Source organism: Micromonospora terminaliae (assembly GCF_009671205.1).
In the GTDB taxonomy this organism is placed as follows: Bacteria; Actinomycetota; Actinomycetes; order Mycobacteriales; family Micromonosporaceae; genus Micromonospora; species Micromonospora terminaliae.
In genome coordinates, this window is record NZ_CP045309.1 from 5,425,955 (window position 1) to 5,450,147 (window position 24,193).

Here is a 24,193-nt window from a genome sequence, read left to right on the forward strand (position 1 = left end):
CGCGGTCGGTGTCAGACGCGGGGGGCGCTGTGCTCCCGCGCCCAGACCCGCATCAGGTCGCGCACCGAGATCACCCCGGCCACCTCCCGGCCGTCGAGCACCACCAGGTGCCGGAATCCGCCCCGGGCCATGGCGGCGGCCGCCTCCTCCACCGTCCAGTCCGGGCCCGCGTAGACCACGTCCCAGGTCAGGTGCGCTCCGGTGCGTTCGACATCCGGGTCGAGCCCGGCCCCGATCGCGTTGAGCACGTCGCGTTCGGTCATGATCCCGATCCCCTCGGAATCCGGGTCGATCACGACCGCCGACCCGACCCGGCGGGCCGACATCATCTGGGCCGCCTGGCGGAGCGTGTGCTCCGGGCCGACCACGAGCACCTCGTTGGACATCGCTTCGCGTACCTGCATCACGCATCACCCCTGTGGGACGGCGGCCTCGGTACGGACATGGTGGGCCATCGATGCGGAACGGGACAAGACCGGGCATCGCCACGAACGGCGCGGGATCGCTACTGTCGTGAGGTGCCCACCGAGCCCCTCCGCTGCGCCGGCGCGCTGATCGTCGACGACGACGGCCGCATCTTCATCCAGCGCCGGTCCCCCGAGCGGCGCCTCTTCCCCAACTGCTGGGACATCGTCGGCGGCCACCTCGAGCCCGGCGAGGAGGTGCAGGACGCGCTGCGCCGGGAGGTCGCCGAGGAGACCGGGTGGACCGTCTCCCACGTGCTCGGCCAGGTCGGCGAATACCGGTACACCGGCGACGACGGGCTGACCCGCGTGGAGACCGACTTCCTGGTCCGGGTGGACGGCGACCTGAGCCGGCCCCGGCTGGAGGCGGGCAAGCACACCGAGTACCGGTGGCTGGCGGAGCAGGACGTCGCGTTGCTCGACGAGCACCGCGACGTCAACGACGGGCTGATCCGGCGGATCGCCGAGAACGGCTTCGCCGCCCTGCGTTCGATCGGTCTGTGAGCGCGACGATTCCCGGTCGCGGCGCGCCGCGGTCTCCGACGCACCGGGTCGAAGCGGGCGACGCCGTCGAGCTGCCGCCGCACCGGTTCGCGGGGCTGGTCGCCCCGGCCGTCGACCGGGCCTTCGTCGCCGGCATGCTCGCCGGCCGTGACGGCGGCGGCGCGGAGCTGAGTTCCCGGTACGGGGGACCGGCCGCCACCGGCTTCCTCGTGGAGTTCCGCACCCGGCTGGCCGTACCGGGCGGCACGGTGGACGCCGAGGGCTTTGCGGCGGTGACCCGCTACCGGGACCCGGCCGCCTGCCAGCGGGCGCTGGACAAGCAGGTCGCGTACGGGATGATCCAGCGCTTCCCGGACGGCGGCTTCTGCGCCACCGAGCGCGGGCTCGCCTTCCTGGCCGAGCTGTTCGGCGTGCACGGCGAGGTGACCGAGGAGCTCTGGGCGGGGCACGACGACCGGGTGGCGCGGCTGGTCCCGGCGCTGGGCCGGGTGCTGGCGTGCGCATTCGCGGCGGCGGAGCCCGGCGCCTTCGCGACCATGGCCCCGCCGCACGAGCCGGACGGCACCCCGCCCGGGGTGCTGCTGCTCAACCGGCTGGGCACCCTGCGCTACCACCGTGCCGACGCGCACGCGGCCGCGTGGACCGCTGCCGGGCACACGGCCGCCAGCGTCGTCGAGCTGCCCGCCGGGCCGGAGCGGCTCGCCATCGAGCAGGAGACGGACCGCCGTGCGGCCGGGCCGTGGGCGGTGCTCGCCGCGGAGGAACGGCTGGAACTGCTCGCCGACCTGGCCGCCCTGCCGGGCTGAACCACGGCCGGCGGCGGCGCGACGATATCCTCCCCCGGTGGAGCGGAGTCGAGAAGAGGATGGTGCCGGCATGATCGGGATGGTGCTCGCCGCCGGTGCGGGGCGCCGGCTGCGCCCGTACACCGACACCCTGCCCAAGGCCCTGGTGCCGGTCGACGGGGAGACCACCATCCTCGACATCGCGCTGCGCAACCTCGCCGAGGTCGGGCTGACCGAGGTCGTGATCGTGGTGGGGTACGCCGCGGACGCCGTCCGGCAGCGGCAGGCCGCGCTGGAGGAGAAGTACGGCGTCACGATCACCCTCGTCCACAACGACAAGGCCGAGGAGTGGAACAACGCGTACTCGCTCTGGCTGGCCCGGGAGCACTTCTCCCGCGGCGTGCTGCTGGTCAACGGCGACACCGTGCACCCGGTGAGCGTCGAGAAGACCCTGCTGGCCGAGCGTGGCCCGGGCATCCTGCTGGCCATCGACAACATCAAGGCGCTGGCCGAGGAGGAGATGAAGACCACCTTCGACGCGGCCGGCCAGCTCACCCGGATCACCAAGCTCATGGACCCGGGCGAGGCGTACGGGGAGTACATCGGCGCGACGCTGATCGAGCCGCAGGTGGCCGAGGCGCTGGCCGACGCCCTGGAGGCGACCTGGCGGCGCGACCCGAACCTCTACTACGAGGACGGCTACCAGGAGTTCGCCGACCGGGGCGGCGAGGTGCGGGCCGCGCCGATCGGCGACGTCTCCTGGGTCGAGGTCGACAACCACGCCGACCTGGCCCGGGCGCGGGAGATCGCGTGCCGCTACTAGCCCGGACGATCCTCACCCCGCTGCACATCGACGTGCGGCGCGGTGCGGTGGCCGACCTCGCCGCGATCCTGGCCGACGGGCGGATCTCCGCCGGCGGCGACGTGGCGGTGGTGGTCGGCCCCGGGCAGGGCGAGCAGATCGCCGAGCTGCTGCGCCCCTCGCTGCGGTCGGCGGACCTGTTCACGGTGGCCGGCGGCTCCCTGGACGCCGCCGACGACCTGGGCGCGAAGCTACGCAACCGGTCGTACGACGCGGTGGTGGGCATCGGCGGCGGCAAGACCATCGACGTGGCGAAGTACGCGGCGACCCGGCGCGGCCTGCCCATGGTCACCGTGGCGACGGCCCTGGCCAACGACGGCATCGCCTCGCCGGTGGCCAGCCTGGTCACCGAGGGCATCAAGGGTTCCTACGGGGTGCACATCCCGATCGCCGTGATCGTGGACCTGGACTTCGTCGAGGCGGGGCCGGAGCGGCACAACCGGGCCGGCATCGGCGACGTGGTGAGCAACATCAGCGCCCTGGCCGACTGGGAGCTGGCCCGGCAGGTCCGCGGGGAGCCGGTCGACGGGCTGGCCGCCTCGCTGGCCCGGATGGGAGCCGAGGCGGTGCTCGCCCACCGGGGCGACATGAGCGACGACGGCTTCGTCACGGTGCTGGCCGAGGCGCTGATCTCCACCGGGCTGGCCATGGCGGTCTGCGGCACCAGCCGACCGGCCAGCGGCGGCTGCCACGAGATCATGCACGCGATCGACTCGCTCTACCCGGGCACGGCGTCGCACGGCGAGCTGGCCGGCCTGGGCGCGTTGTTCTGCACCTTCCTCCGGGGGGACGAGCGCCGGCTCACCGAGATGTCGGCCTGCCTGGCCCGGCACGGCCTGCCCCGGCTGCCCGCCGACGTGGGCCTGACCGACGAGCAGTTCGTGGAAGCCGTGCAGTTCGCCCCGGCCACCCGACCGGACCGCTACACCATCCTCGAACACCTGGCGATGTCGCCTACCGAGACCCGGGAGCGGCTGGCAGACTACGCCGGTGCACTCCGCGACCTTGGCTGAGCCGTCCCGCCCCTCCGTCGCCGACTTCCACCGGGTCAACCGGGGCGGCGGCCTGTTCAGCGAGTCGATCAGCCAGTGGATCGGCGCGGTCTTCGCGCTGGTCGCCCAGCGCCTGGGGCTGCGCCCGACCGCGCTGACCATCACGAACCTGGTGCTCGGCCTGGCCGCCTCGGTCACCGTGGTGGCGCTCGCCGACGATGTCGCGGCGGGGTCGGTCCCCGCCTGGGCCGTGGGGCTGGTCGCCCTCGTCGGCTGGCAGATCGCGTACGCGCTGGACTGCGCCGACGGGCAGCTCGCCCGGGTCACCGGGCAGGGCAGCGCGGCCGGCGCCCGGGTCGACGTGCTCTGCGACGTGGCGGCCCAGATCGCGCTGGTCACCGCGCTCGGGGCGACCGCCGTGGCGCAGCGGCCCGCGACGCCCGTCTGGCTGATCGCGGTCTTCGCCGGCACCTGGATGGTCAACCTGGTGACCTCGGTGATGCAGGCCGGCCCGAACGCTGCCAGCATGGTCACCTCGACCTCGCTCCCGGTCCGCCTGGCGAAGCTGGTCCGCGACTACGGCGCCGTGATCTTCCTGGCCGGCCTGGTGCTGGCCGTGGCGCCCGCCCTGACCGTGTGGGTGATCGTCGCCTTCACGGTCGTCAACGGCGGCTTCCTGCTGGCGAGCATCGCCTTCTCCGCCCGCGCCTCCCTCCGCTGACGGCGCTCCCCGCCCTCCCCGCCCTCGTTTCCGCGTCGATCATGGAGTTGGGGCGGTGGACGAAAGGCATGAAGACGGGCAAGTCAGGAACCCCAAGTTCATGATCGACGCGTCGGGGGCGGTGGCGGCGGCCGGTCAGCGGCGGGCGGTGCTCGCGACGCCGGTGTAGATGTCGATCAGGCGCTTCGTCACCACGTCGGGGTGGAAGGTGCGCTCGTAGCGGGCGCGGGCGGCCGGGGCGAGAGCCGCCGCGCCGGCCCGGGCCACCGGGAGGGCGGCGGCCAGCGCCTCCGGGTCGGGCGCCACCACCCAGCCGGCCTCGCCCCGTTGCACCCCCCTCGGCAGGGAGACGTGCCCGTCGCCGGGCGCCGCGGTGGCCACCTCGGCCGGTCCGGTGCCGGCCGGCTCCCGGGGATCGTCCGCGCCGACGAGGTACGGGATGCCGCCCAGCGCCGTGCCGAGGACCGGCCGGCCGCTGGCCAGCGCCTCGATGATCACGGTGGGCAGCACGTCGTGCCAGGTGGAGGTGGCCAGCACCACGGCGCTGTCGGCCAGCACGGCGCGCACCCCGGCCCGGTCGAGCTGGCCCAGGTAGACCACGTCGGGCCGCTCGGCGGCGGCCGCCTCGGCCAGCGCGCGCAGCTCGCCGTCGCCGGCGATCCGCAGCGGGCCCAGCGACCCCACGGGGTGCCGCCGCCACGCCGTCAGCAGCAGGTCGAGCCCCTTCTCCGGGCTGAGCCGGCCCATGAACAGGAACCCGTCCCCGGGCGGCGCCGGGGTCCCCGGGTCGGGCACCGCGTTCGGCTTGACCACGATCCGGTCGTCCGGGATGCCGTAGTCACGCAGGTGGTCGGCGACCGCGGTGGTGAGCGCGATGTACCGGTCCACCGACTTCCAGGTCGGCCGGTGCACGGCGAGCGTGGTGGCCATCAGGGCGCTCTGCGCCCGGGAGCCCCGGTAGCAGCGGTGCACGATGGCCGGCACGCCCAGCGCCCGGCCCCGGCAGTCCTGGCAGATCACGCCGTCGCGGAAGTAGAGCCCGGACGAGCAGACCTGGCGGTAGTTGTGCACCGTCTGCACCACCGGCACGCCACGCCGGTGCGCGGTCCGCACCACCCAGGGCGAGAGCAACGGGTACGGGTTGTGCAGGTGCAGCACGTCCGGGCGGTGCTCGGCGAGCAGGCGGTCCAGGTCGTGCTGGGCCTTCGGGGCCCAGATCGGCGAGATCGGCAGCAGCGCCTTGGCCGGCTTCGACATCGCGGGGATCTCGTCGGAGCTGCGCAGGAACGGCAGCACCTCCACCCCGGCCGCGGTCAACTGGGCGATCTCCGCGTCGACGATGGTGTTCTCGCCGGAGGGCTGGGCTTCCCGGTACCGGTTGTGCGCCACCACGATTCTCACGGGAAAGAAGGCTACCTTTGTACGGTGCCTGAACTACCGGAGGTGGAAGCGCTCGCCGGGTACCTGCGCGAGCGGGCGGTCGGCCGGCGGGTCGAGCGGTTCGAGGTCGCCGCGATCAGCGCGCTGAAGACGTACGACCCGCCGCCCAGTGCGGTCGCGGGCCGGGCGGTGACCGGCGCGGGCCGGCACGGGAAGTTCCTCGACGTCCGGTTCGACGAGGGCCTGCACCTGGTGATCCACCTGGCCCGGGCTGGCTGGCTGCACTACCGGGAGGCGTTCCCGTCGGCCGCGCCGCTGCGCCCCGGCAAGGGCCCGATCGCCGTGCGGGTACGCCTCGACGACGGCTCCGGCTTCGACCTCACCGAGGCGGGCACGCAGAAGAAGCTGGCCGCCTACCTGGTGACCGACCCGGCGCTGGTGCCGGGGGTGGGCAAACTGGGCCCGGACGCCCTGGAGGCCGACCTGGCCACCTTCGGCTCCCAGCTGCGCAGCCGCCGTGGGCAGGTCAAGGGGGTGCTGACCGACCAGTCGGTGCTGGCCGGCATCGGCAACGCGTACTCCGACGAGATCCTGCACGCGGCGAAGCTGTCCCCGTTCGCGATCACCGACCGGCTGACCGACGACCAGCTCGCCACGCTGCACGCGGCGACCCGTGCCGTGCTCGGCGACGCGGTGCGGCGCTCGATGGGGCAGCGGGCCGCGGAGCTGAAGGGCGAGAAGCGCTCCGGGCTCAAGGTGCACGCCCGGAAGGGCCTGCCCTGCCCGGTCTGCGGCGACCTCGTGCGGGAGGTCTCGTTCGCTGATTCCAGCCTTCAGTACTGTCCCACCTGTCAGACCGGCGGCAAGCCGCTGGCTGACCGACGGTTGTCCCGCCTCGTACGGTGAGTAACCACACCTCGCGGTTACGGAGAGGAATCGTCCCCGGATCACCGAAGGTCCCACTCCGCACCTCTACCGGGGGCCCGATCCATCGGTATAGTGGCTCGGTCCCCGGCTTCACAACCGACTCGAAGCCGGCCAGATCCCCGCGAGCACCATCAGACGGCTTCTCCCTCCGGGGTCCGTCCGGGCCGTGCCCGCGTGGGAGACTGGGACGGTGGGCGACCCGGGCCCTCACGGCGAGTGAGGGCACGTGTCATGCGGGAGGACACTGGTTGAGGTGACGACAAGCCTCCAGCGCCCGGTAACCAACACAGGCCGGAGCGAGAGCGTGCGGCACGTCGACAGCTTCGAGATCCAGCCGCCGACTCCGCCGTCGCACAACGGCGTACCCCGGTCGGCATGGGCCCGTGCCCGGCGTCGGGTGTCCCGCTGGCACCGTCCCTACATCGCGATGCTGCTGCTGCTCGACTTCGGGGCCGCCGCCCTGGCCAGCCTCATCGCGATCAACGTCTTCGAGCAGGCGTCCGCCGGTTTCTACGGCGCCGAGGAGAACCCGGCCTGGTTCCACACCGTCGCCTTCGGCCTGCTGCCGCTGGGCTGGCTGCTCATCCTCTGGGGCAACCGGGCCTACGACCGGCGCTACCTGGGCCTCGGCCCCGACGAGTTCAAGCGGGTGATCCGGGCCGGCGTGGCGGTGGCCGCGACGGTCTCGTTCCTGGCCTTCGCCACGAAGACCATGCTGTCCCGGTGGACCGTGGGCTTCGCCCTGCTCGGTGCCCTGCTGCTGATCCTGCTGGGGCGCATGGTGGCCCGGGTGGCGCTGCACGCCGTCCGCCGCCGGGTCGGCCAGGCCGGGCACCGGATGGTGCTGGTCGGCACCCTGCCGGAGTGCCTGGAGGTCTACACGGCGGTCACCCGCAACCCGGGGGCCGGCCTCGTGCCGGTGGCCATCCACCTCACCGACGGGTACGCCGCCGCCCGCGGCATCGAGACCCCGGTGCCGGTCTACGCCGGCCGGGACGTGCTCGCCCTGGTGCGCGAGGTCGGCGGGGACACCATCGCGGTCTGCGGCTCGGCCAGCGCCGAGCCGGGCGAGCTGCGCCGGATGGCCTGGCAGCTGGAGGGCTCCGGCGTCGACCTGGTGGTCGCGCCGCAGCTCACCGACATCGCCGGCCCGCGGGTGCACATCCGCCCCATCGAGGGCCTGCCGCTGCTGCACGTCGAGGAGCCGACCCTGTCCGGGCCGGCGCTGCTCGCCAAGAACCTCATGGACCGGGTCGCCGCCGGGCTGGGCCTGCTGCTGCTGACCCCGCTCTTCGCGGCCATCGCGATCGCCATCCGGATCTCCGACCCCGGGCCGGTCTTCTTCCGGCAGCCCCGGGTCGGGCACGAGGGGCGCACCTTCCGGGTCTGGAAGTTCCGGACCATGTACGTCGACGCCGAGGAGCGGCTGGCCGGCCTGGTCGACCAGAACGAGACCGACGGCATGCTGTTCAAGATGAAGCAGGACCCCCGGGTCTTCCCGGTGGGCCGCTTCCTGCGCGCCTCCTCGCTGGACGAGCTGCCCCAGCTGATCAACGTGCTGTGGGGCGAGATGTCGCTGGTCGGCCCGCGCCCGCTCCCCGCCGACGACGGTGACTTCCTGGGCGACGTCCGGCGGCGGCTGCTGGTCCGCCCGGGCATGACCGGGCTCTGGCAGGTCTCCGGCCGCTCCGACCTCTCCTGGGACGAGGCGGTCCGGCTCGACCTCTACTACGTCGACAACTGGTCGCTGGCCTACGACCTGAGCATCCTCTGGCGGACCGTCGGCGTGGTGCTCGCCCGCAAGGGCGCGTACTAGCGTTCCGGCCCGCCACCCGTCAGGATCGCGGGCGTGGGTGGCAATCTCTCGGCCGCGTTCGGCGTCGTCTCGCTGGTCACCGCGCTGGCCGCGGCGCTGTGGGCGGTGCTGCGGCTGCGCGCCCGCCGGGGCATCGCCACGGCCACCCAGCGGGCCACCTACGAGGTGCTGCACACCGCCGGCCTCGCCGCCGAGCCGCTGCGGGGCGGCCTGAGCGCGGCGGGCGCGGCGAAGGCCGTACGCCATCTGCGGGCCCTCGTGGGCGCGGCCGGGCTGGCCCTGACGGACCGGGAGGCGCTGCTCGCCCTCGACGGGCACGGCGCGCACCACGGCGACCAGTTGCTCGCGGCGGCCCGGCGGGCGGTCGGCACCGGGCGCTCGACGGTGCTGCGGGAGTCGGAGCTGCACTGCGACCTGGTGGACTGCCCGGTCCGGGGCGCGGTGGTGGCCCCGCTGAGCGCCGACGGCCGGGTGGTCGGTGCGCTGGTGGCGGTGGCCGGCGAGCGGCCGGCACCGGGACTGGTGCAGGCGACCCTGGAGACCGCGCACTGGGCCGGCGACCAGCTGGCCCTGGCGGAGCTCGACTCCTCCCGGGAGCGCCTGGCCCGGGCCGAGGTACGCGCGCTGCGCGCCCAGATCAGCCCGCACTTCATCTACAACGCGCTGACCGCGATCGGCTCGTTCGTCCGGACCGATCCGGAGCGGGCCCGCGAGCTGATCCTGGAGTTCGCCGAGTTCACGCGCTACTCGTTCCGGGCGCACGGGGAGTTCACCACGCTCGCCGAGGAGCTGCGCTCGATCGACCGCTACCTGACCATCGAGCGGGCCCGCTTCGGCGAGCGGCTCCAGGTACGCCTCCAGATCGCGCCGGAGGTGCTGCCGGTGACCCTGCCGTTCCTCTGCCTCCAGCCGTTGGTGGAGAACGCGGTCCGGCACGGGTTGTCCCGCAAGCCGGGCACCGGCATGGTGAGCATCGAGGCCCGGGACGCGGGCGCCGAGTGCCACATCACGGTGGAGGACGACGGGGTGGGGATGGATCCGACGACGCTGACCGCCGGCATCGCCGAGCTGGCCGGCGCCGGCAGCGACCCGGCCGACGACCCGGGCCAGCACGTCGGCCTCTCGAACGTCGACGAGCGGCTCCGGTCGGCCTTCGGGGACCGGTTCGGCCTGGTCGTCGAGACGGGCCTGGGCTCGGGTACGAAGGTCAGCATGCGGGTGCCGAAGTTCCACCCCCGGGTACGGGCGACGTCATGAACGCGGCGACCGGGTTTCTCCGCGTGCTGGCGGTCGACGACGAGCCGCCGGCCCTGGACGAGCTGGCGTACCACCTGCGGGCCGACCCCCGGGTGGCCCGGCTGCACACCGCCGGCGACGCGACCGAGGCGCTGCGGGTGCTCCGCGACGGCGACGTGGACGTGGTCTTCCTGGACATCCGGATGCCCGGGCTGGACGGCATGGAGCTGGCCCGGGTGCTGCGCCGGTTCGCCCGGCCACCGGCCATCGTGTTCGTCACCGCCTACGACGACGGCGCGGTGGACGCCTTCGACCTGGGCGCGACCGACTACGTGCGCAAGCCGGTCCGGGCCGAGCGGCTGGCCGAGTCCCTGCGCCGGGTGATCGGCTCGCGGGTGGTCCCCTCGCACCCGGCGGCGCTGGCCCGGGCCGAGGAGGACCCGACCATCCCGATCGAGCTGGCCGGGACCACCCGGATGCTGCCCCGGTCGGCGGTGCGCTGGGTGGAGGCGCAGGGCGACTACGCCCGCCTGCACACGGCGGACGGCTCGCACCTGGTCCGGGTCTCGCTGGCCACCCTCGCCGAGCGCTGGGCCGACGCGGGGTTCGTCCGGGTCCACCGGTCCTACCTGGTGCAGCTCAAGCTGATCGCCGAGCTGCGGCTGGTCAACTCCGGCTACGTCGTGGTGATCGACGGGGCCGAGCTGCCGGTGAGCCGCCGGCACACCCGCGAACTGAAGGACAAGCTGGTCCGCGCGGCCAAGCAGGACTGGAACCGCTGACATCCTCCGCCGGCGGGGAATACCCGCCCCTTGTCGTACGCTGTACGGGACGCCGTACGACAGATGGAGGCCGCATGTCCGACAGCCGCTACGACGCCGCGACCGAATTCGACCGGCAACTCGACCGCCTCGTCCAGCTCGGCTACCCGGCAATGGCCGGGCTGACCGAGGACGCCTTCCGTGACCTGCTCACCCCGCTGCGCCCGGCGGCCGTCGCCCGGGCGGCCGACCTCGCCGCGCCCACCGACGGGCGGGTGCCCTTCCTGCTGGTGACCACCCGCGAGCTGGTGCCGGTCCAGGAGCGGATCGCGCTGACCACGCTCGCCGGCAAGCGGAAGCCCGGCATCCTCGACCGGAACTTCCCGGCCGGCGACCTGCCGGCCTTCGATCCGATCAAGGAGCTGGAGGTGCCGGCCGGGCCGGCGTACCTGCTCTTCGACGTGGACCGGGGGGAGGAGTACCGCAACCTGCCGCCGTCGACCGCGCTGGCGCAGATGACCGAGCGGGGCCGCCTGCCGATCACGATCGACGAGGGCCTCGCCTTCGTCACGCTGCACCCGCCGGCGCTGGCCAGCAACCGGTGCTTCTCGCTGGTCGGCTCCCGCTGCGGGGACAAGCGGGTGCCGGCGCTGTGGATCAGCCAGGGCGCGCCGAAGCTGGGCTGGTGCTGGTTCGGCAACCCGCACACCTGGCTCGGCTCGGCCACCGCCGACCCGGTGCGAGTCGGACTGGAGTGAGAAATGCGTCGGCGCGGCCCCTCGGCGGGTGCCGCGCCGACGCCTGTTCAGTGCGGCAGCGCGAAACGCTTCCAGGTCGTGCCGTCGGTGGTGACGATCACGTGATCCGGCCCGGCGTCGGAGAGGTCGTCGCGGCCGTACAGCCAGGCCAGACCCGGACCGGCACCGCCCGTGCCCTCCTGCGTCCGATAGTCGCGGGACACGGTGAAGTGGCGACCGTCGTCGCGGCTCACCAGGAGCTTCGCCGAAAGCTCCGGCGTGTCGGCGAACCCGAGCGGAACCAGCAAGGCACCGTCGGCACCGCTTGTGAGGAACGGCATCTGCTGGGTCGCCGGGAGGTCGGTGCCGGTGTCCACCCAGGTCCGCGCCCCGTCGGTGGTTCGCAGTAGTCGGGCCGGGCCAGCCGGTACGGTCGAGCCGGCCGGTGGCGGCGGCTGGATCAACAGATAGCCCTCCCGGGCATCCACCCCCACCACCGCCACGACGACGGTGCCGGCTTGCGGGCGCCAACTTACCCAGCTCGCACCGCGGTCGGCGCTGCGGGCGACGATCGGCTGGGCAGCCTCGCCCGGCCAGTACGTCACCCAGATCGAGCCGTCGACCGCGGGGTAGATGCTGAACGGCGGGTACGGCGACGGCGGCTTCCCGGTCAGCCGGTAGACCGTCGCGGTGGTGTCGTCCACGGCCAGTGGCTCCCGGACCGCGCCGCAGCCCTGTTGACAGAAGACCGGTCTCGCCCGGGTCGGAAACCTGGCCACCGGCACGGTGGCCTCTGCCGCGTCCTGCCAGGTGCGACCCTGGTCGGTGCTGAGCAGGTCGCGTTCGCCGTCACGCACCAGGTAGCTGCTGTTGCTGAGCACTGCGTACTCCAGGTCGGCGTTCCGGTTGCCCGCGCTGTTCGTGGGGCAGCTCTCGGCCTCGTAACGGGCCGCGTCCCAGTCCGACCAGCTCCGCCCCTCGTCCGCGCTGTGCGAGAAGAGCAGGGCGCACTCCATCCGGATGACCGCCACGCCGGAGTCTCGGCTGGTGAGCACGACCTCGCCGGCCCGCGCCGGGCGGGCAGGCGGTTGGTCCGGGCCAGCCCAGCCGGACCTGTTCGAGCCGCGGAGCAGCGGCGTCACCACCAGACCAGCCATGACCAAGACGGCGACCGCGAGCCTGGTGGTCCGCTGCCGGCGGCGGGACCGCGCCGCCGTCCGCAGGTCGGCCAGCGGCGGCTGGCGCACGGCCTCGGCCACGGTGTCGACGTCGAAGCCGGAGAACTCACGATCGGACATCGATCCTCCCGATGCTCGGCTCGGTGGTGTCGGAATCGGTGAGCAGGGCGGCCAAGGCCTGCCGGCCGCGGGAGAGGCGGGACTTCACCGTGCCGGGCGACACGCCGAGAGTCACCGCCACCTCGTCCACCGGCAGGTCGACCAGGTAGTGCAACGCCAGGGCCTGTCGCTGGCCCTCGGGCAGCCCGCGCAGCGCGGCGAGCAGGGCGAGGTGCTCGGGCGAGCGGTCGGCCACCGCGGGTGGCGGGCCGATGCGCCGCAGCAGCGTGTCGAACAGCCGGCGTCGCCGATGCCGGCTGCGGGCCACGTTCACCGCCACCCGGCGCAGCCACGCCTCCGGGTTCTCCAGGCCGGCGATTCGCCGGGGTGTGGCCAGGGCGCGGGTGAACGCCTCCTGGACCGCCTCCTGCGCCTCGCTCAGGTCACCGGTCACCGCGTAGAGCTGGACGACCAGCCGTCGGAAACAGCCGGCGTACAGCTCGGAGATCAGCTCGCCGTCGGACACCGTCACCTCCCCTCTCCACCTGTTCCACTCACCGGGCGGGCGGAAGGTTCCGGGAAAAGCTCAGAAGATGTCGCCGACCGGCGTCGTCCACAACGAGGCGGCCGTCATCCACCGGGTTGTCCACAGGAGTGAGGCGTTATCCACAACTTGTGCACAGGCCTCTCCCGGGCACCCTTGACATTCCCGCTGATCAGGCGAGACTGCCGGGGATGACCGGACCGGAGGAGCAGGACGTCCCGGGGCGGCCCGACCAGGCCGCTCCGGTCCCCGCTCCGCGCGCCCCGCAGCCGCCCCGGCGGACCCGGGTCGTCCTGGCCGAGGTCGCCCGGCCGCGCAGCCGCGCCGAGCGCACCCGCTCCGAGCTGACCCAGCAGACCCGGGTCGGCGAGACGCTGGTGCAGGGCCTCATGCGGGCCCAGCTCTCGCTGGCTCTTCGGCTCAGCGTGCTGGTGCTGATCGGGCTGGGCGGCCTGCCCTGGCTCTTCGCCATCGCGCCCTCGGTCGGCCGGGTCACCGTGCTCGGCGTCAACCTGCCCTGGCTGCTGCTCGGGGTGGCCGCCTTCCCGTTCCTCATCGGGGTCGGCTGGGCGTACGTGCGGCTGGCCGAGCGCAACGAGCAGGACTTCACCGACCTGGTCCAGCGGCCGGAGCGCTGATGGGCAACGGCTACGTGGTCCCCGCGATCGTGGCGGTCACCCTCGTCACCGTCGGGATCGGCTTCTACGGGCTGCGGCTGGCCCGGACCACCTCCGACTTCCTGGTCGCCTCCCGCGCGGTCAGCCCCACCTGGAACGCCGCCGCGATCGGCGGGGAGTACCTGTCGGCCGCCAGCTTCCTGGGCGTGGCCGGGCTGATCCTCAAGTACGGCGTCGACGTGCTCTGGTACCCGGTCGGCTTCGCGGCCGGCTACCTGGCGCTGCTGCTGTTCGTGGCCGCCCCGCTGCGCCGCTCCGGTGCGTTCACCCTGCCCGACTTCTGCGAGGTGCGGCTCGGCTCGCGGCGCCTGCGGAAGCTGGCCACCGTCTTCGTGATCTTCATCGGCTGGCTCTACCTGGTGCCGCAGCTCCAGGGGGCCGGGCTGACCCTGGCCACGGTGGCCGGCTCGCCCTATCCGGTGGGCGCGCTGCTGGTGGCCGTGGTGGTGACCGCGAACGTGGCGCTGGGCGGGATGCGCGCCATCACCTTCGTCCAGGCCTTTCAATACTGGCTGAAGCTCACCGCGCTCGCCGTACCCGCGATCTTCCTGGCGCTGCAGTGGCAGGCCGACGCCCGCCCGGCGGTGACCCCGCCCGACGGGCCGGCGTTCCGGACCGCCACCACCGTCGTGGTCGAGCACCGCGCGACGCTCACGCTGCCCGACGGCGAGACCCGGGAGGTACGCCCCGGCGACCGTCTCGACTTCGCGGCCGGCGACCCGGTGCCCGAGGTCTCGGGCGCGGCCACCGCCGCCACCGACTGGCTGCTGCCCGACACGGCCGGCGACGACGACCGGGGGCTGTTCGGCACGTACTCGCTGATCCTGGCCACCTTCCTGGGCACCATGGGGTTGCCGCACGTGCTCGTGCGCTTCTACACCAACCCCGACGGTGCGGCCGCTCGGCGTACCACCCTGGTCGTGCTGGCCCTGGTCGGCGTCTTCTACCTGCTGCCCACGATCTACGGCGTGCTGGGCCGGGTCTACACGCCGCAGTTGCTGGTCACCGGGCAGACCGACGCCGTGGTGGTGCTCCTGCCGGGTGCGGCGCTGGGCGACGGCACCACCGGGAGGCTGCTCGCCGCGCTGGTCGCCGCGGGGGCGTTCGCGGCCTTCCTCTCCACGTCCTCCGGCCTGCTGACCAGCGTGGCCGGGGTGATCTCCACCGACGTCCTCGGCCGCGGCTCGGTGCGCGGCTTCCGGCTGGCCACGGTGATCGCCGGTGGGGTGCCGGCGGTGCTCGCGTTGAACGTCTCCGGGCTGGACGTGTCCCAGGTGGTCGGGCTGGCCTTCGCCGTGGCCGCCTCGAGCTTCTGCCCGCTGCTGGTGCTCGGCATCTGGTGGCGCGGCCTCACCGACCTGGGCGCCGCCGCCGGGGTGCTGGTCGGTGGCGGCGCCGCGATCGGCGCGGTGCTGCTCACCGTGCTCGGCCCGCCGCTGTCCGGCTGGCCGGCCACGCTCACCACCCAGCCGGCCGCGTGGACGGTGCCGCTGGCGTTCACCGTGATGGTGGCGGTGTCGATGGCCACCCGACGGCGGCTGCCCCGGGACGTCGGCGTCACCATGCTCCGCCTGCACACCCCGGAGACCCTGCGCCTGTAGGAGCCTCCGTCATCGTGGCGGGGCCGGCCTTCACTCGGTGATCCGGTCACCGTCCCGCATGAGGTCCCGGCCGGCGAGTTCGTTCTCCTCCCGCCACGCCTGCACCAGGCGCGGTCGCACCCGGAAGTACCGGTACCGGTCCCCGAGCCGCCGCGGATCGAAGCCCGTCTTCGCCGCGAAGGCGTCACCGACCCCGTCGGGCAGCTCCTCGGCACGCAGCGTCTCCACGGTGCCCTCCACCAGGACCACGTCCCGCGTCTCGCCGACACCGAGGCGGACCCGGCCGGTGGCCAGCAGGTTGCGGCCCGTCGGGCTCGCCACGGCGGTGGAGAGCAGCAGCGTCTTCCCGTCCCAGAGGAAACTGAGCGGCACCAGGTAGGGAGTGCAGTCGGCCGGATCCGCCGTTGCCACCCAGACGTCCACGTCCCGGTCCAGGCGGTCCAGGGTGTCTTTCCAGCGCTGAGCACGGGAGCGGGGCGGTGCGACCATCGGTGGCCTCCTCCTCGGGGCGGTTCGACGGGTACGGCAACGGGCCGGCCGGTACCGAACCGTACCGCTCAGGTAGGACCAGAGATCATCCTCCGGCGGGAGTGACCGTTGGTCACGGCGGGCTACGGTCGGGGGCATGACCGATCAGCACCCGGCGCTGTCCCTCCGTGGCCTGGCCAAGCGGTTCGACACCAAGGTCGCGGTCGCCGGCGTCGACCTCGACGTGCCGACCGGCTCGTTCTACGGGCTGCTCGGCCCGAACGGGGCCGGCAAGACCACGACCCTCTCCATGGCCGTCGGCCTGCTGCGGCCCGACGCCGGCCAGGCCCGGGTGCTCGGGCACGACGTCTGGGCCGATCCGGTACGCGCCAAGGCGCTGCTCGGCGTGATGCCCGACGGGGTACGCCTCTTCGACCGGCTCAGCGGGGCCGAACTGCTGGCCTACCACGGGCTGCTGCGCGGCATGGACCCGGCGGTGGTCGACCAGCGCGCGGCCGAGCTGCTCGACGTGCTGGCGCTCTCCGACGCCGGCCGGACCCTGGTGGTCGACTACTCGGCCGGCATGAAGAAGAAGATCGGCCTGGCCTGCGCGCTGCTGCACGGCCCCCGGCTGCTGGTGCTGGACGAGCCGTTCGAGGCGGTCGACCCGGTCTCCGCGGCCCTGATCCGGGACATCCTGCACCGCTACGTCGTGGGCGGCGGCACGGTGATCTTCTCCAGCCACGTCATGGAGGTCGTCGAGCGGCTCTGCTCGCACGTGGCGATCCTGGCCGACGGCCGGATCAAGCGGGTGGGCACGCTCGCCGAGGTCCGCGGCGAGCGGTCGCTGGAGGAGGTCTTCGTCCAGGTGGTCGGCGGGCGGACCGCGACCGGCGAGGAGCTGTCGTGGCTGTCCCGGTGACGGTGACCGCCGCCGAGCGGCCGGCCCGGGCCGTCTCGCCCCGGCACTTCGTCCGGCTCAAGCTGCGGGTGCTGGGCAACAACTTCCGCGGGCAGGGGTGGCGGATCGCGCTGTTCGTGGGCGGCGTGCTGGTCGGGCTCTGGTTCGCCGTCAGCGGCTTCTTCGGACTCGCCGCCCCCGGCCTGGCCGGTGAGTCCCGCTACGCCCTGATGACCGCGGCCTTCGGCGGCGGCCTGCTGACGTTCGGCTGGATGCTGCTGCCGCTGGTCTTCTTCGGCGTGGACGAGACGCTGGACCCGGCGCGCTTCGCGCTGCTCCCGCTGTCCCGCCGGACCCTGGTCACCGGGCTGTTCGCGGCCGCCCTGGTCAGCGTCCCGGCGCTGTCGACCCTGCTCGCGGTCGCCGGGCTGGTGGTCACCGCCGGCGCGCTGGGCGGCTGGTTCGCCGCGCTGGTCGGGCTGCTCGGGGTGCTCCTCGGCGTGCTGCTCTGCGTCGCCGCCGCCCGCGCGGTGACCAGCGCCTTCGCCACCATGCTCCGCTCCCGCCGGGTACGCGACCTGGCCGCCGTGCTGCTCGCGGTGGTCGCCGCCCTGCTCGGCCCGCTGCAGCTGCTGGTGCTCGGCGCCGTCCAGCAGGCCGACTGGGACCGGCTGACCGGGGTGGCCCGGGTGGTCGGCTGGACGCCGTTCGGAGCGCCCTGGACCGCCGGCGTCGAGGTGGCCGAGGGGCACGCCGCCGCGGCCGGGCTCAAGTTGCTGATCACCGTGGCGGCGATCGGCGTACTCCTGCTGTGGTGGTCGCGGTCGCTGGAGTCGGCGATGGTGGGCGCGGCGAGCGCCGGGCCGTCCCGGGACCGGCGCGGCGCGGTGGCCGGCGCGGCGGTCGGGCAGCTCTTCCCCCGGGCCGTCGGCTGGGCCCGGCGGGACCGGTTCGGCGCGCTGGTGGCGCGGGAGTGCCGCTACTGGTGGCGGGACGCCCGGCGGCGCGCCAACCTGATCACCGTGGCGGTGGTCGGCATCTTCGTGCCGCTGATGGTCAACCTGGGCGGCTCCCGGATGGCCACCGAGGGCGGGGCCGCGTTCGGCGAGGCCACCGCCAACGCGTCCCCGGTGCTGGTCAGCCTCTCGATGCTGTTCGTCGGGGTGCTCGCCTCGGTGACGCTGGCCAACCAGTTCGGCTTCGACGGCAGCGCGTACGCGGCCAACGTGGTGGCCGGTGTACCGGGGCGGGTGGAGCTGCGGGCGCGGATGGTCGCGTTCTCGCTCTACGTGGTGCCGATCCTCGGCGCGGTCGCGTTGGTGCTGGCCGTCGTGCTCGGGCGGCCCGGCTGGCTGGGCGTGATGGCCGGTGGGCTGTTCGCCGCGTACGGGTGCGGGCTGGCCATCAACGCCGCCGTCTCGGTGCTCGGCGGCTACTCGCTGCCGGAGACCAGCAACCCGTTCGCCATGAACACCGGCGCCGGGATGGCGAGGGGCCTGTACGCCCTGGTGTCCATGGTGGTCTCGGCGGCTGCCGCGGTGCCGCTCGTGGTGGCCGCCGCGCTCCTCGGCGACGTCTGGCTGTGGCTGGCCCTGCCGGTCGGCCTGGCGTACGGCCTGGGTGCCGCACTGCTCGGCGCGTACCTGGCCGGAGACGCGCTGGACCGTCGCCAGCCGGAGCTGCTGGCCGTCGTCACCCCGAGGCGCTGATGCCCGTCGTGGAGGCGGTGACCACCGTCCCGGTCCCGCCGGAGCTGGCCTTCGCGGTGTCGCAGACCGTCGCGCCGGTCCGCTACCGGTGGGACCCGTTCGTCCGGGAGCAGCACTTCGTCGACGGGGCGACCCGGCCAGGCCGGGGTGTGCGCACCTTCACCCGGTCCCGGCACGGCCTGGCCATGGTCAGCGAGTACGTCTCCTGGGCGCCGCCCACGAACGTGGGCATGAAGATGGTCCGCGGCCCCTGGTTCTTCGAGCGGTTCGGCGGCGGCTGGCGGTTCGCGCCCGGCACCGAGCCGGGCACCACCGTGGCCACCTGGCGGTACAACTTCCGGTGCCGGCCGGCGTTCCTGCGTCCGGTGGCCGACCGCATCGGCGTCTGGCTGCTGCGCCGCGACATCCGGCGCCGGATCGCCGGGTACGCGGCGGGCTGCGCCGACCCGGAGGTGCTGGCCGCCGCCCGCCGCTCCCTGCCTCCGGAGCGCCAGCGGTAGATCCTCGACGACCTGCCGTTCACCTCGAACGGAAAGTCTCCGAGATCGGGGTGCCCGCGCTCACGAAGGCGCGCCAGGCGTCGGAGGTGAACGTGAGAGTCGGGCCGGACCGGTCCTTGCTGTCCCGCACCAGCACCACCCCGGGCAGATTGCCCGCCACCTCGACGCAGTTGCCACCGGAGTCGGTCGATCGCGACGACGTGCGCCAGGCGGGCTCGGCGGTGGTCATGGCGTCACCTTCAACTTCCGGATCAAATCCAGTGAGGCTCCCGTGGACAGCGCTTCGCCGAGGAGGCTATCCCACTTCCGCTCGATCAAGCCGATGGTCTCCGGGTCGTCGATCACGTGTCCGCGCGCGGCATTCTCGAGGTAGAGCACCCGTTCGGAGTCCGGCAACTCGGCCAGCACGAAGCCGCCGCCGAGACCGGCATGCTCGCCGACGGCCAGCGGGACGACATGGAGCCGCACAGCTGGCAGCTCGGCCACCTCCAGCAGGCGCGCGAGCTGCGCATCGAGTACCGCCGGCCCACCGACCGGCCGACGAACGGCGGTCTCGTCCAGCAGGAAAACGCAGTGTGGCGGCTGGTCACGGTGCAGCAGTTGCTGCCGCTCCAGCCGGAGGGCCACTAACTCGTCAACGGTGCCGGGCGGGTGCAGGCCGCCGGTCGAGATCACCGCGCGGGCATAGTCCTCGGTCTGCAACAGGCCCGGGACCAGGCACGCCTCGAAGGCGCGGAGCCTGACCGACTGCTGTTCGTAGCCGCGCCAGGGCACGAACCATGACGGACCGCGCTCCTGGTCGGCGGCCTTCAGCAGTTGGGCGAGGAGGCCGCCGGTGCCGAGGGCCTGGTCGGCGGCCACGGCGAACTCCATGGTCGGCCGTCGGCGCCCGGTCTCGATGGCGGCCACCGTCGACGGGCTCCACTTGATGAGCGCGGCCAACCCTTCCTGGGAGACGTCCGCACCCGACCGAGCGGCCTTGAACGCCCGGATCCACACCTCGATGTCCATCCTTACGTCCCCGGTAAGTACGTGACTGCGCCGCGTAGTAAGCCCTGGCATCCTCCCCTGCCCGCGCCGCCGAGTCCAGGGTGGAGACACGCGGCCCGGCCGGTGGAGGCGACGACCCGGCGGCCGGTCCTGCGCCCGGTCGCCCCGGCCATCCCCCGGCCGGGGCGACCCTCATCCGGGGAGGCGCTGATGGGAGACGACCGCCGAGATCTTGGAGGGAAACGGCCCTCCGAGGGGCCGAATTCGGCCAAGATCTGGAGGAGGCCGAGCCCGGTCAGGGCACACGTCGCCATGCGGCCCGCGTGGCGGTGTCGGGCGTGCGGGGCGCCCTGGCCGTGCCAGCCGGCGCGGCTCGCACTGCTGGCGGAGTACGGGCACGATCGGGTCGCGCTGCTGCTCCACCTGGGGCGGCTCATGGCGGAGGCCGCCGAGCAGCTTCCACAAGCGCGGGACCTGCACCGGCGCTTCCTCGGCTGGGCGCGGGGGCGGGGCGGCACAATGTTTCACGTGAATCATGAGCCGGGCGCCGAGATCCACCACACCGACCCGTTCGCCGTACCGAGCGGGCAGCGCTCCCCGGTCCGCCGGCTGCGGGGCCGGCTGGCCGCTCCGGTGACGCTCTGGACCGCGCCCGGTCCGGCCGGGCTGACCGTCTCGTCCACCCTGGTGGCCGAGGGGGAGCCGGACCGGCTGCTCGGGCTCGTCGACCCGGAGTCGGACCTGTGGGCGGCGGTCGAGGAGGCGGGCCGGTTCGCGGTCGTGCCGCTCGGCCCGCAGCACCGCCAGCTCGCCGACCGGTTCGCCGGCCTCTTCCCGTCCCCGGGCGGCCTCTTCGCCCTCGACTCGTGGACCGAGACCCCCTACGGGCCGGTACCCGCCGACGCCGGCGGGTGGGCCGGCTGCCGGCTCGACACCGCCCGGGAGTACGGCTGGGGCCTCCTGGTCGAGGCCACCATCGAGACGGTCGACCTGGCCGAGGAGACCACGCCGCTGCTGCACTACCGCGGCCGTTACCGGGGGCTGACCGACTGACCACCGACCGCTGAGCGGAGTGACGTGGGTCACTCGGCGCAGCCGGGGTGCCGTTCGGCGCAACCGTCGACCATGGCCGATCCGAGCCTTCCCCGGCGGGGAGCGCGCTCTCTACCGTGCGCGAAAACTCCCCCACGCCTGCGAAGGTGGTGATCCACAGATGTCCACGGACACACCCGCGTCCGCACCCGCCGAGTCGGCGGCGGAACGGTACCTCGCCGTCCAGCGGTCGGACGAGTTCGCCGGGTTGCGGCGCGCACTGCGCGGCTTCGTCTTCCCGATGACCGTCGCGTTCTTCCTGTGGTACGCGCTCTACGTCATCCTCTCCGCGTACGCGCGGGGATTCATGGGGACGAAGCTGGTCGGCAACATCAACGTCGCCCTGGTCTTCGGCCTGCTCCAGTTCGTCTCCACGTTCGTCATCGCCTGGCTCTACTCGCGGTTCGCCGACCGGAAGATCGACCCGGTCGCCGACCGGATCCGCGCCGAGATGGGGGAGGTGACCCATGAGCACGGTCCTCGCGGCTGAGGCGGGCGACACCACCGCCCGGAACCTCACCATCACGCTCTTCCTGGTCTTCGTGGCGATCACGCTGGCCATCACGGTCTGGGCCAGCCGGCAGACCAAGACCGCCACCGACTTCTACGCCGGCGGCCGATCCTTCTCCGGCTTCCAGAACGGCATGGCCATCGGCGGCGACTACATGTCGGCGGCGTCCTTCCTGGGCATCGCCGGCCTCATCGCCCTGTACGGCTACGACGGCTTCCTCTACTCGATCGGCTTCCTGGTCGCCTGGCTGGTGGCGCTGCTGCTGGTCGCCGAACTGCTGCGCAACTCCGGCCGGTACACGATGGCCGACGTGCTGGCGTTCCGGATGCGCCAGCGCCCGGTCCGGACCGCGGCCGCGGTCTCCACCATCACGGTGTCGATCTTCTACCTGCTGGCCCAGATGGTCGGCGCGGGCGCGCTGGTCGCCCTGCTGCTCGGCATCAAGCCGGGCACGACCTTCCTCGGCATGGACGCGGACACCGCCAAGGTGGCCACGATCATCCTGGTCGGCGCCCTGATGATCATCTACGTCACGGTCGGCGGGATGAAGGGCACGACGTACGTCCAGATCGTCAAGGCGTTCCTGCTGATGACCGGCGCGATCGTCATGACCCTGCTGGTGCTGGCGCACTACAAGTTCAACCTGTCCTCGCTGCTCGGTGATGCCGCCAAGCAGTCGGGCAAGGGTGCGGCCTTCCTCGAACCCGGGTTGCGCTACGGCGTGGAGACACCCGGCGACGCGCTGAAGACCTTCTACAGCAAGATGGACCTGCTCTCGCTGGGTATCGCGCTGGTGCTCGGCACGGCCGGCCTCCCGCACATCCTGATCCGCTTCTACACCGTGCCGACCGCGAAGGCGGCCCGCAAGAGCGTGCTCTGGGCGATCGGCATCATCGGCACCTTCTACCTGCTCACCCTCGCCCTCGGCTTCGGCGCGGCGGCGCTGGTCGGCGGCAAGGCGATCACGGCGCAGGACAAGGCCGGCAACACGGCCGCCCCGCAACTCGCGGAGAAGCTGGGCCTGGACTTCCTCGGCGGGGACCTGGGCGGGGCGACGCTGCTGGCGATCATCGCGGCGGTCGCCTTCGCCACGATCCTGGCGGTGGTCGCCGGCCTCACCCTGGCCTCGTCGTCGAGCCTGGCGCACGACTTCTACGCCAACGTCGTGAAGAACGGCCAGGCGTCCGAGCGGCAGGAGGTGAACGTCGCCCGGATCTCCGCCCTGGTGATCGGCGCGATCTCCATCGTGCTGTCGATCTTCGCGCAGAGCCTGAACGTGGCGTTCCTGGTGGCGCTGGCCTTCGCGGTCGCCGCCTCGGGCAACCTGCCGGCGATCCTCTACAGCCTGTTCTGGAGGCGGTTCAACACCTCGGGCGCGGTCTGGGCCATCTACGGCGGCCTGCTCGCCGCCGTGGTGCTGGTCTTCTTCTCCCCGGTCGTCTCCGGGGCGCCGACGGCCATGTTCCCGAAGCACGACTGGCACTGGTTCCCGCTGTCGAACCCGGGCATCATCTCGATCCCGTTCGGCTTCCTCTGCGGCTGGATCGGCACCCTGGTGTCGAAGGAGCACGACGAGGACAAGTACGCCGAGCTGGAGGTGCGTTCGCTCACCGGCGCGGGCGCGCACTGACACACCCCCTACCCGTGTGGGCCGGAGCCGATGGCGGCTCCGGCCCACCGGCTTGAGTAGGCTGGCCCGCATGAAGGTCGCTCCCCGCTTCGGCTCCGGACATCGCATCCTCGTCACCGGCGGCGCCGGGTTCGTCCCGTCCCACCTGGTCGACCGCCTCATCGAGCGCGGCTGCACGGTCGTGGTGCTGGACAACTTCGTCACCGGCTCCAAGGACAACATCGCGCACCTCCTCGACCGGCCGACCTTCACGCTGATCGAGGCGGACATCTCCGAGGGGCTGCCCACGCACCACCCGGCGATGGCCGAGCGCTTCGACGCGATCCTGCACATGGCCTCCCCGGCCAGCCCCACCGACTTCGAGAAGCTGCCGGTGGAGATCCTGCGCGTCGGGTCGGTGGCGACCCTGCACCTGCTCGAGCGGGCCACCGCCGACGGCGCCCGGTTCCTGATGGCCTCCACCTCCGAGGCGTACGGGGACCCGAAGGAGCACCCGCAGCGCGAGACGTACTGGGGCAACGTCAACCCCATCGGCATCCGGAGCGTCTACGACGAGGCGAAGCGCTTCTCGGAGGCGGCCACCATGGGATACCACCGCAGCCGGGGCACCGACACCGCGATCGTCCGGATCTTCAACACGTACGGCCCGCGGATGCGGCCGGACGACGGCCGGGCCATCCCGACCTTCATCTCGCAGGCGCTGCGCGGCGAGCCGATCACGGTGCACGGCACCGGCAACCAGACCCGGTCGATCTGCTACGTGGACGACCTGGTGCGCGGCATCCTGCTGCTGCTCGACTCGACCGAGACCGGCCCGATCAACTGCGGCACCGAGCACGAGATGTCGATGCGGCAACTGGCCGAGACGATCGTGTCACTCACCGGAAGCAGCTCCGAGGTGAGCTACATCACCCGCGCGGCCGACGATCCGGAGATGCGGCGGCCCGATCTCACCCTCGCCCGTGAGCTGCTGGGATACGAACCCACCGTGACGCCCGAAGACGGCCTCCGACGCACGATCGAGTACTTCCGCGGCCGGCTAGGGTACTGACTCCCCCTGGGAGGAGGCTGACACCCGGCTGCGCCTCAGGGCGACGGTGGCCCGCCC

At 73.1% G+C, this 24,193-nt stretch carries 26 protein-coding genes; 19 read left to right on the plus strand and 7 right to left on the minus strand.

Going from position 1 to position 24,193, the window contains the following annotated elements:
* Positions 1–11: 11 nt before the first annotated feature.
* Positions 12–404 carry a CBS domain-containing protein gene (locus GCE86_RS24960; RefSeq protein ID WP_154229166.1) on the minus strand — a complete coding sequence of 131 codons (393 nt, stop codon included), beginning with the start codon at positions 402–404 and terminating at the stop codon, positions 12–14.
* Positions 405–518: 114 nt separating this feature from the next.
* Here GCE86_RS24960 and GCE86_RS24965 point away from each other — a divergent pair, with 114 nt between their 5' ends.
* From GCE86_RS24965 to GCE86_RS24985, 5 genes are all read left to right on the plus strand, one after another.
* Positions 519–968, plus strand: coding sequence for an NUDIX domain-containing protein (locus tag GCE86_RS24965; protein WP_167537072.1), 450 nt, complete (start codon positions 519–521; stop codon positions 966–968).
* Positions 965–1,774: a hypothetical protein gene (locus GCE86_RS24970; RefSeq protein WP_244317069.1), complete on the plus strand. Its 810-nt coding sequence runs from the start codon at positions 965–967 to the stop codon at positions 1,772–1,774. The genes GCE86_RS24965 and GCE86_RS24970 overlap by 4 nt, the downstream gene beginning before the upstream one ends.
* A 70-nt stretch (positions 1,775–1,844) precedes the next feature.
* Positions 1,845–2,576: a phosphocholine cytidylyltransferase family protein gene (locus GCE86_RS24975; protein ID WP_154229167.1), complete on the plus strand. Its 732-nt coding sequence runs from the start codon at positions 1,845–1,847 to the stop codon at positions 2,574–2,576.
* Entirely contained in the window at positions 2,564–3,628 is a 1,065-nt protein-coding gene (locus tag GCE86_RS24980; RefSeq protein WP_154229168.1) for an iron-containing alcohol dehydrogenase family protein, read from the plus strand. Before GCE86_RS24975 ends, GCE86_RS24980 begins: the two co-directional genes overlap by 13 nt.
* Positions 3,606–4,328, plus strand: a complete 723-nt coding sequence (locus tag GCE86_RS24985; RefSeq protein ID WP_154229169.1) for a CDP-alcohol phosphatidyltransferase family protein — start codon at positions 3,606–3,608, stop codon at positions 4,326–4,328. Before GCE86_RS24980 ends, GCE86_RS24985 begins: the two co-directional genes overlap by 23 nt.
* A gap of 135 nt (positions 4,329–4,463) precedes the next feature.
* Here the strand turns inward: GCE86_RS24985 and GCE86_RS24990 are convergent, their stop codons facing one another.
* Positions 4,464–5,729: a glycosyltransferase family 4 protein gene (locus GCE86_RS24990; protein WP_154229170.1), complete on the minus strand. Its 1,266-nt coding sequence runs from the start codon at positions 5,727–5,729 to the stop codon at positions 4,464–4,466.
* A 24-nt stretch (positions 5,730–5,753) separates the two neighbouring features.
* On the opposite strand from GCE86_RS24990, the gene GCE86_RS24995 reads away from it, so the two are divergent.
* The 5 genes from GCE86_RS24995 (at position 5,754) to GCE86_RS25015 (ending at position 11,206) form a co-directional block, all read left to right on the plus strand.
* On the plus strand, positions 5,754–6,614 hold the full coding sequence (locus GCE86_RS24995; protein ID WP_154229171.1) for an Fpg/Nei family DNA glycosylase: 861 nt from the start codon (positions 5,754–5,756) through the stop codon (positions 6,612–6,614).
* Positions 6,615–6,939: 325 nt separating this feature from the next.
* A complete protein-coding gene (locus GCE86_RS25000; protein WP_154229172.1) occupies positions 6,940–8,451 on the plus strand; it encodes a sugar transferase in 1,512 nt (503 codons plus the stop codon).
* A gap of 33 nt (positions 8,452–8,484) precedes the next feature.
* On the plus strand, positions 8,485–9,708 hold the full coding sequence (locus GCE86_RS25005; RefSeq protein ID WP_154229173.1) for a sensor histidine kinase: 1,224 nt from the start codon (positions 8,485–8,487) through the stop codon (positions 9,706–9,708).
* Positions 9,705–10,469 carry a LytR/AlgR family response regulator transcription factor gene (locus tag GCE86_RS25010; protein ID WP_154229174.1) on the plus strand — a complete coding sequence of 255 codons (765 nt, stop codon included), beginning with the start codon at positions 9,705–9,707 and terminating at the stop codon, positions 10,467–10,469. Before GCE86_RS25005 ends, GCE86_RS25010 begins: the two co-directional genes overlap by 4 nt.
* Before the next feature lie 74 nt (positions 10,470–10,543).
* Positions 10,544–11,206 carry a DUF5701 family protein gene (locus tag GCE86_RS25015; protein WP_154229175.1) on the plus strand — a complete coding sequence of 221 codons (663 nt, stop codon included), beginning with the start codon at positions 10,544–10,546 and terminating at the stop codon, positions 11,204–11,206.
* Between the two features lie 47 nt (positions 11,207–11,253).
* On the opposite strand, the gene GCE86_RS25020 is transcribed toward GCE86_RS25015, so the two are convergent.
* A complete protein-coding gene (locus GCE86_RS25020) occupies positions 11,254–12,483 on the minus strand; it encodes a beta propeller repeat protein (RefSeq protein WP_154229176.1) in 1,230 nt (409 codons plus the stop codon).
* The gene (locus GCE86_RS25025; RefSeq protein ID WP_244317071.1) at positions 12,470–12,994 is read right to left on the minus strand and encodes an RNA polymerase sigma factor; all 525 of its coding nucleotides are present in this window, start codon (positions 12,992–12,994) and stop codon (positions 12,470–12,472) included. The genes GCE86_RS25020 and GCE86_RS25025 overlap by 14 nt, the downstream gene beginning before the upstream one ends.
* A gap of 203 nt (positions 12,995–13,197) precedes the next feature.
* On the opposite strand from GCE86_RS25025, the gene GCE86_RS25030 reads away from it, so the two are divergent.
* Both GCE86_RS25030 and GCE86_RS25035 read left to right on the plus strand, forming a co-directional pair.
* Entirely contained in the window at positions 13,198–13,644 is a 447-nt protein-coding gene (locus GCE86_RS25030) for a DUF485 domain-containing protein (protein ID WP_154229177.1), read from the plus strand.
* Positions 13,644–15,284 carry a sodium:solute symporter family transporter gene (locus tag GCE86_RS25035; protein ID WP_154229178.1) on the plus strand — a complete coding sequence of 547 codons (1,641 nt, stop codon included), beginning with the start codon at positions 13,644–13,646 and terminating at the stop codon, positions 15,282–15,284. The genes GCE86_RS25030 and GCE86_RS25035 overlap by 1 nt, the downstream gene beginning before the upstream one ends.
* A 30-nt stretch (positions 15,285–15,314) precedes the next feature.
* Here the strand turns inward: GCE86_RS25035 and GCE86_RS25040 are convergent, their stop codons facing one another.
* The gene (locus tag GCE86_RS25040; RefSeq protein WP_154229179.1) at positions 15,315–15,773 is read right to left on the minus strand and encodes a pyridoxamine 5'-phosphate oxidase family protein; all 459 of its coding nucleotides are present in this window, start codon (positions 15,771–15,773) and stop codon (positions 15,315–15,317) included.
* A 136-nt stretch (positions 15,774–15,909) separates the two neighbouring features.
* Between GCE86_RS25040 and GCE86_RS25045 the strand changes: the two genes are divergently transcribed.
* From GCE86_RS25045 to GCE86_RS25055, 3 genes are read left to right on the plus strand one after another with little or no spacing between them, the layout of a single operon-like run.
* Positions 15,910–16,674, plus strand: coding sequence for an ABC transporter ATP-binding protein (locus GCE86_RS25045; protein WP_154229180.1), 765 nt, complete (start codon positions 15,910–15,912; stop codon positions 16,672–16,674).
* Positions 16,659–18,362: an ABC transporter permease gene (locus GCE86_RS25050; protein ID WP_154229181.1), complete on the plus strand. Its 1,704-nt coding sequence runs from the start codon at positions 16,659–16,661 to the stop codon at positions 18,360–18,362. The genes GCE86_RS25045 and GCE86_RS25050 overlap by 16 nt, the downstream gene beginning before the upstream one ends.
* Positions 18,362–18,862 (plus strand): SRPBCC family protein, encoded by a 501-nt coding sequence (locus GCE86_RS25055; protein ID WP_154229182.1) that lies wholly within the window; start codon positions 18,362–18,364, stop codon positions 18,860–18,862. The genes GCE86_RS25050 and GCE86_RS25055 overlap by 1 nt, the downstream gene beginning before the upstream one ends.
* A 19-nt stretch (positions 18,863–18,881) precedes the next feature.
* On the opposite strand, the gene GCE86_RS25060 is transcribed toward GCE86_RS25055, so the two are convergent.
* Together GCE86_RS25060 and GCE86_RS25065 are read right to left on the minus strand one after the other, a co-directional pair.
* Positions 18,882–19,091, minus strand: a complete 210-nt coding sequence (locus GCE86_RS25060; protein WP_154229183.1) for a DUF397 domain-containing protein — start codon at positions 19,089–19,091, stop codon at positions 18,882–18,884.
* Positions 19,088–19,873 (minus strand): helix-turn-helix domain-containing protein, encoded by a 786-nt coding sequence (locus GCE86_RS25065; RefSeq protein WP_154229184.1) that lies wholly within the window; start codon positions 19,871–19,873, stop codon positions 19,088–19,090. Before GCE86_RS25065 ends, GCE86_RS25060 begins: the two co-directional genes overlap by 4 nt.
* Before the next feature lie 414 nt (positions 19,874–20,287).
* On the opposite strand from GCE86_RS25065, the gene GCE86_RS25070 reads away from it, so the two are divergent.
* From GCE86_RS25070 to GCE86_RS25085, 4 genes are all read left to right on the plus strand, one after another.
* Positions 20,288–20,905 (plus strand): flavin reductase family protein, encoded by a 618-nt coding sequence (locus GCE86_RS25070; protein WP_420846489.1) that lies wholly within the window; start codon positions 20,288–20,290, stop codon positions 20,903–20,905.
* A 160-nt stretch (positions 20,906–21,065) separates the two neighbouring features.
* Entirely contained in the window at positions 21,066–21,434 is a 369-nt protein-coding gene (locus GCE86_RS25075; protein ID WP_091265236.1) for a DUF485 domain-containing protein, read from the plus strand.
* Positions 21,412–23,085: a solute symporter family protein gene (locus GCE86_RS25080; RefSeq protein WP_154229186.1), complete on the plus strand. Its 1,674-nt coding sequence runs from the start codon at positions 21,412–21,414 to the stop codon at positions 23,083–23,085. The genes GCE86_RS25075 and GCE86_RS25080 overlap by 23 nt, the downstream gene beginning before the upstream one ends.
* Positions 23,086–23,155: 70 nt before the next feature.
* Complete coding sequence (locus GCE86_RS25085) at positions 23,156–24,136, plus strand: NAD-dependent epimerase/dehydratase family protein (RefSeq protein ID WP_154229187.1); 981 nt, start codon at positions 23,156–23,158, stop codon at positions 24,134–24,136.
* Positions 24,137–24,193: the final 57 nt, after the last annotated feature.

Bases quoted from the DNA above. Each gene is read 5' to 3' on its own strand.
- GCE86_RS25035 (WP_154229178.1), top strand. From the start codon at position 13,644: ATGGGCAACGGCTACGTGGTCCCCGCGATCGTGGCGGTCACCCTCGTC.
- GCE86_RS25055 (WP_154229182.1), top strand. From the start codon at position 18,362: ATGCCCGTCGTGGAGGCGGTGACCACCGTCCCGGTCCCGCCGGAGCTG.
- GCE86_RS25075 (WP_091265236.1), top strand. From the start codon at position 21,066: ATGTCCACGGACACACCCGCGTCCGCACCCGCCGAGTCGGCGGCGGAA.
- GCE86_RS25045 (WP_154229180.1), top strand. From the start codon at position 15,910: ATGACCGATCAGCACCCGGCGCTGTCCCTCCGTGGCCTGGCCAAGCGG.
- GCE86_RS25030 (WP_154229177.1), top strand. From the start codon at position 13,198: ATGACCGGACCGGAGGAGCAGGACGTCCCGGGGCGGCCCGACCAGGCC.
- GCE86_RS25080 (WP_154229186.1), top strand. From the start codon at position 21,412: ATGAGCACGGTCCTCGCGGCTGAGGCGGGCGACACCACCGCCCGGAAC.
- GCE86_RS25015 (WP_154229175.1), top strand. From the start codon at position 10,544: ATGTCCGACAGCCGCTACGACGCCGCGACCGAATTCGACCGGCAACTC.
- GCE86_RS25010 (WP_154229174.1), top strand. From the start codon at position 9,705: ATGAACGCGGCGACCGGGTTTCTCCGCGTGCTGGCGGTCGACGACGAG.
- GCE86_RS24975 (WP_154229167.1), top strand. From the start codon at position 1,845: ATGATCGGGATGGTGCTCGCCGCCGGTGCGGGGCGCCGGCTGCGCCCG.
- GCE86_RS25060 (WP_154229183.1), bottom strand. From the start codon at position 19,091: ATGACCACCGCCGAGCCCGCCTGGCGCACGTCGTCGCGATCGACCGAC.
- GCE86_RS25070 (WP_420846489.1), top strand. From the start codon at position 20,288: ATGGCGGAGGCCGCCGAGCAGCTTCCACAAGCGCGGGACCTGCACCGG.
- GCE86_RS24960 (WP_154229166.1), bottom strand. From the start codon at position 404: ATGCAGGTACGCGAAGCGATGTCCAACGAGGTGCTCGTGGTCGGCCCG.
- GCE86_RS25085 (WP_154229187.1), top strand. From the start codon at position 23,156: ATGAAGGTCGCTCCCCGCTTCGGCTCCGGACATCGCATCCTCGTCACC.
- GCE86_RS25065 (WP_154229184.1), bottom strand. From the start codon at position 19,873: ATGGACATCGAGGTGTGGATCCGGGCGTTCAAGGCCGCTCGGTCGGGT.
- GCE86_RS25020 (WP_154229176.1), bottom strand. From the start codon at position 12,483: ATGTCCGATCGTGAGTTCTCCGGCTTCGACGTCGACACCGTGGCCGAG.
- GCE86_RS25040 (WP_154229179.1), bottom strand. From the start codon at position 15,773: ATGGTCGCACCGCCCCGCTCCCGTGCTCAGCGCTGGAAAGACACCCTG.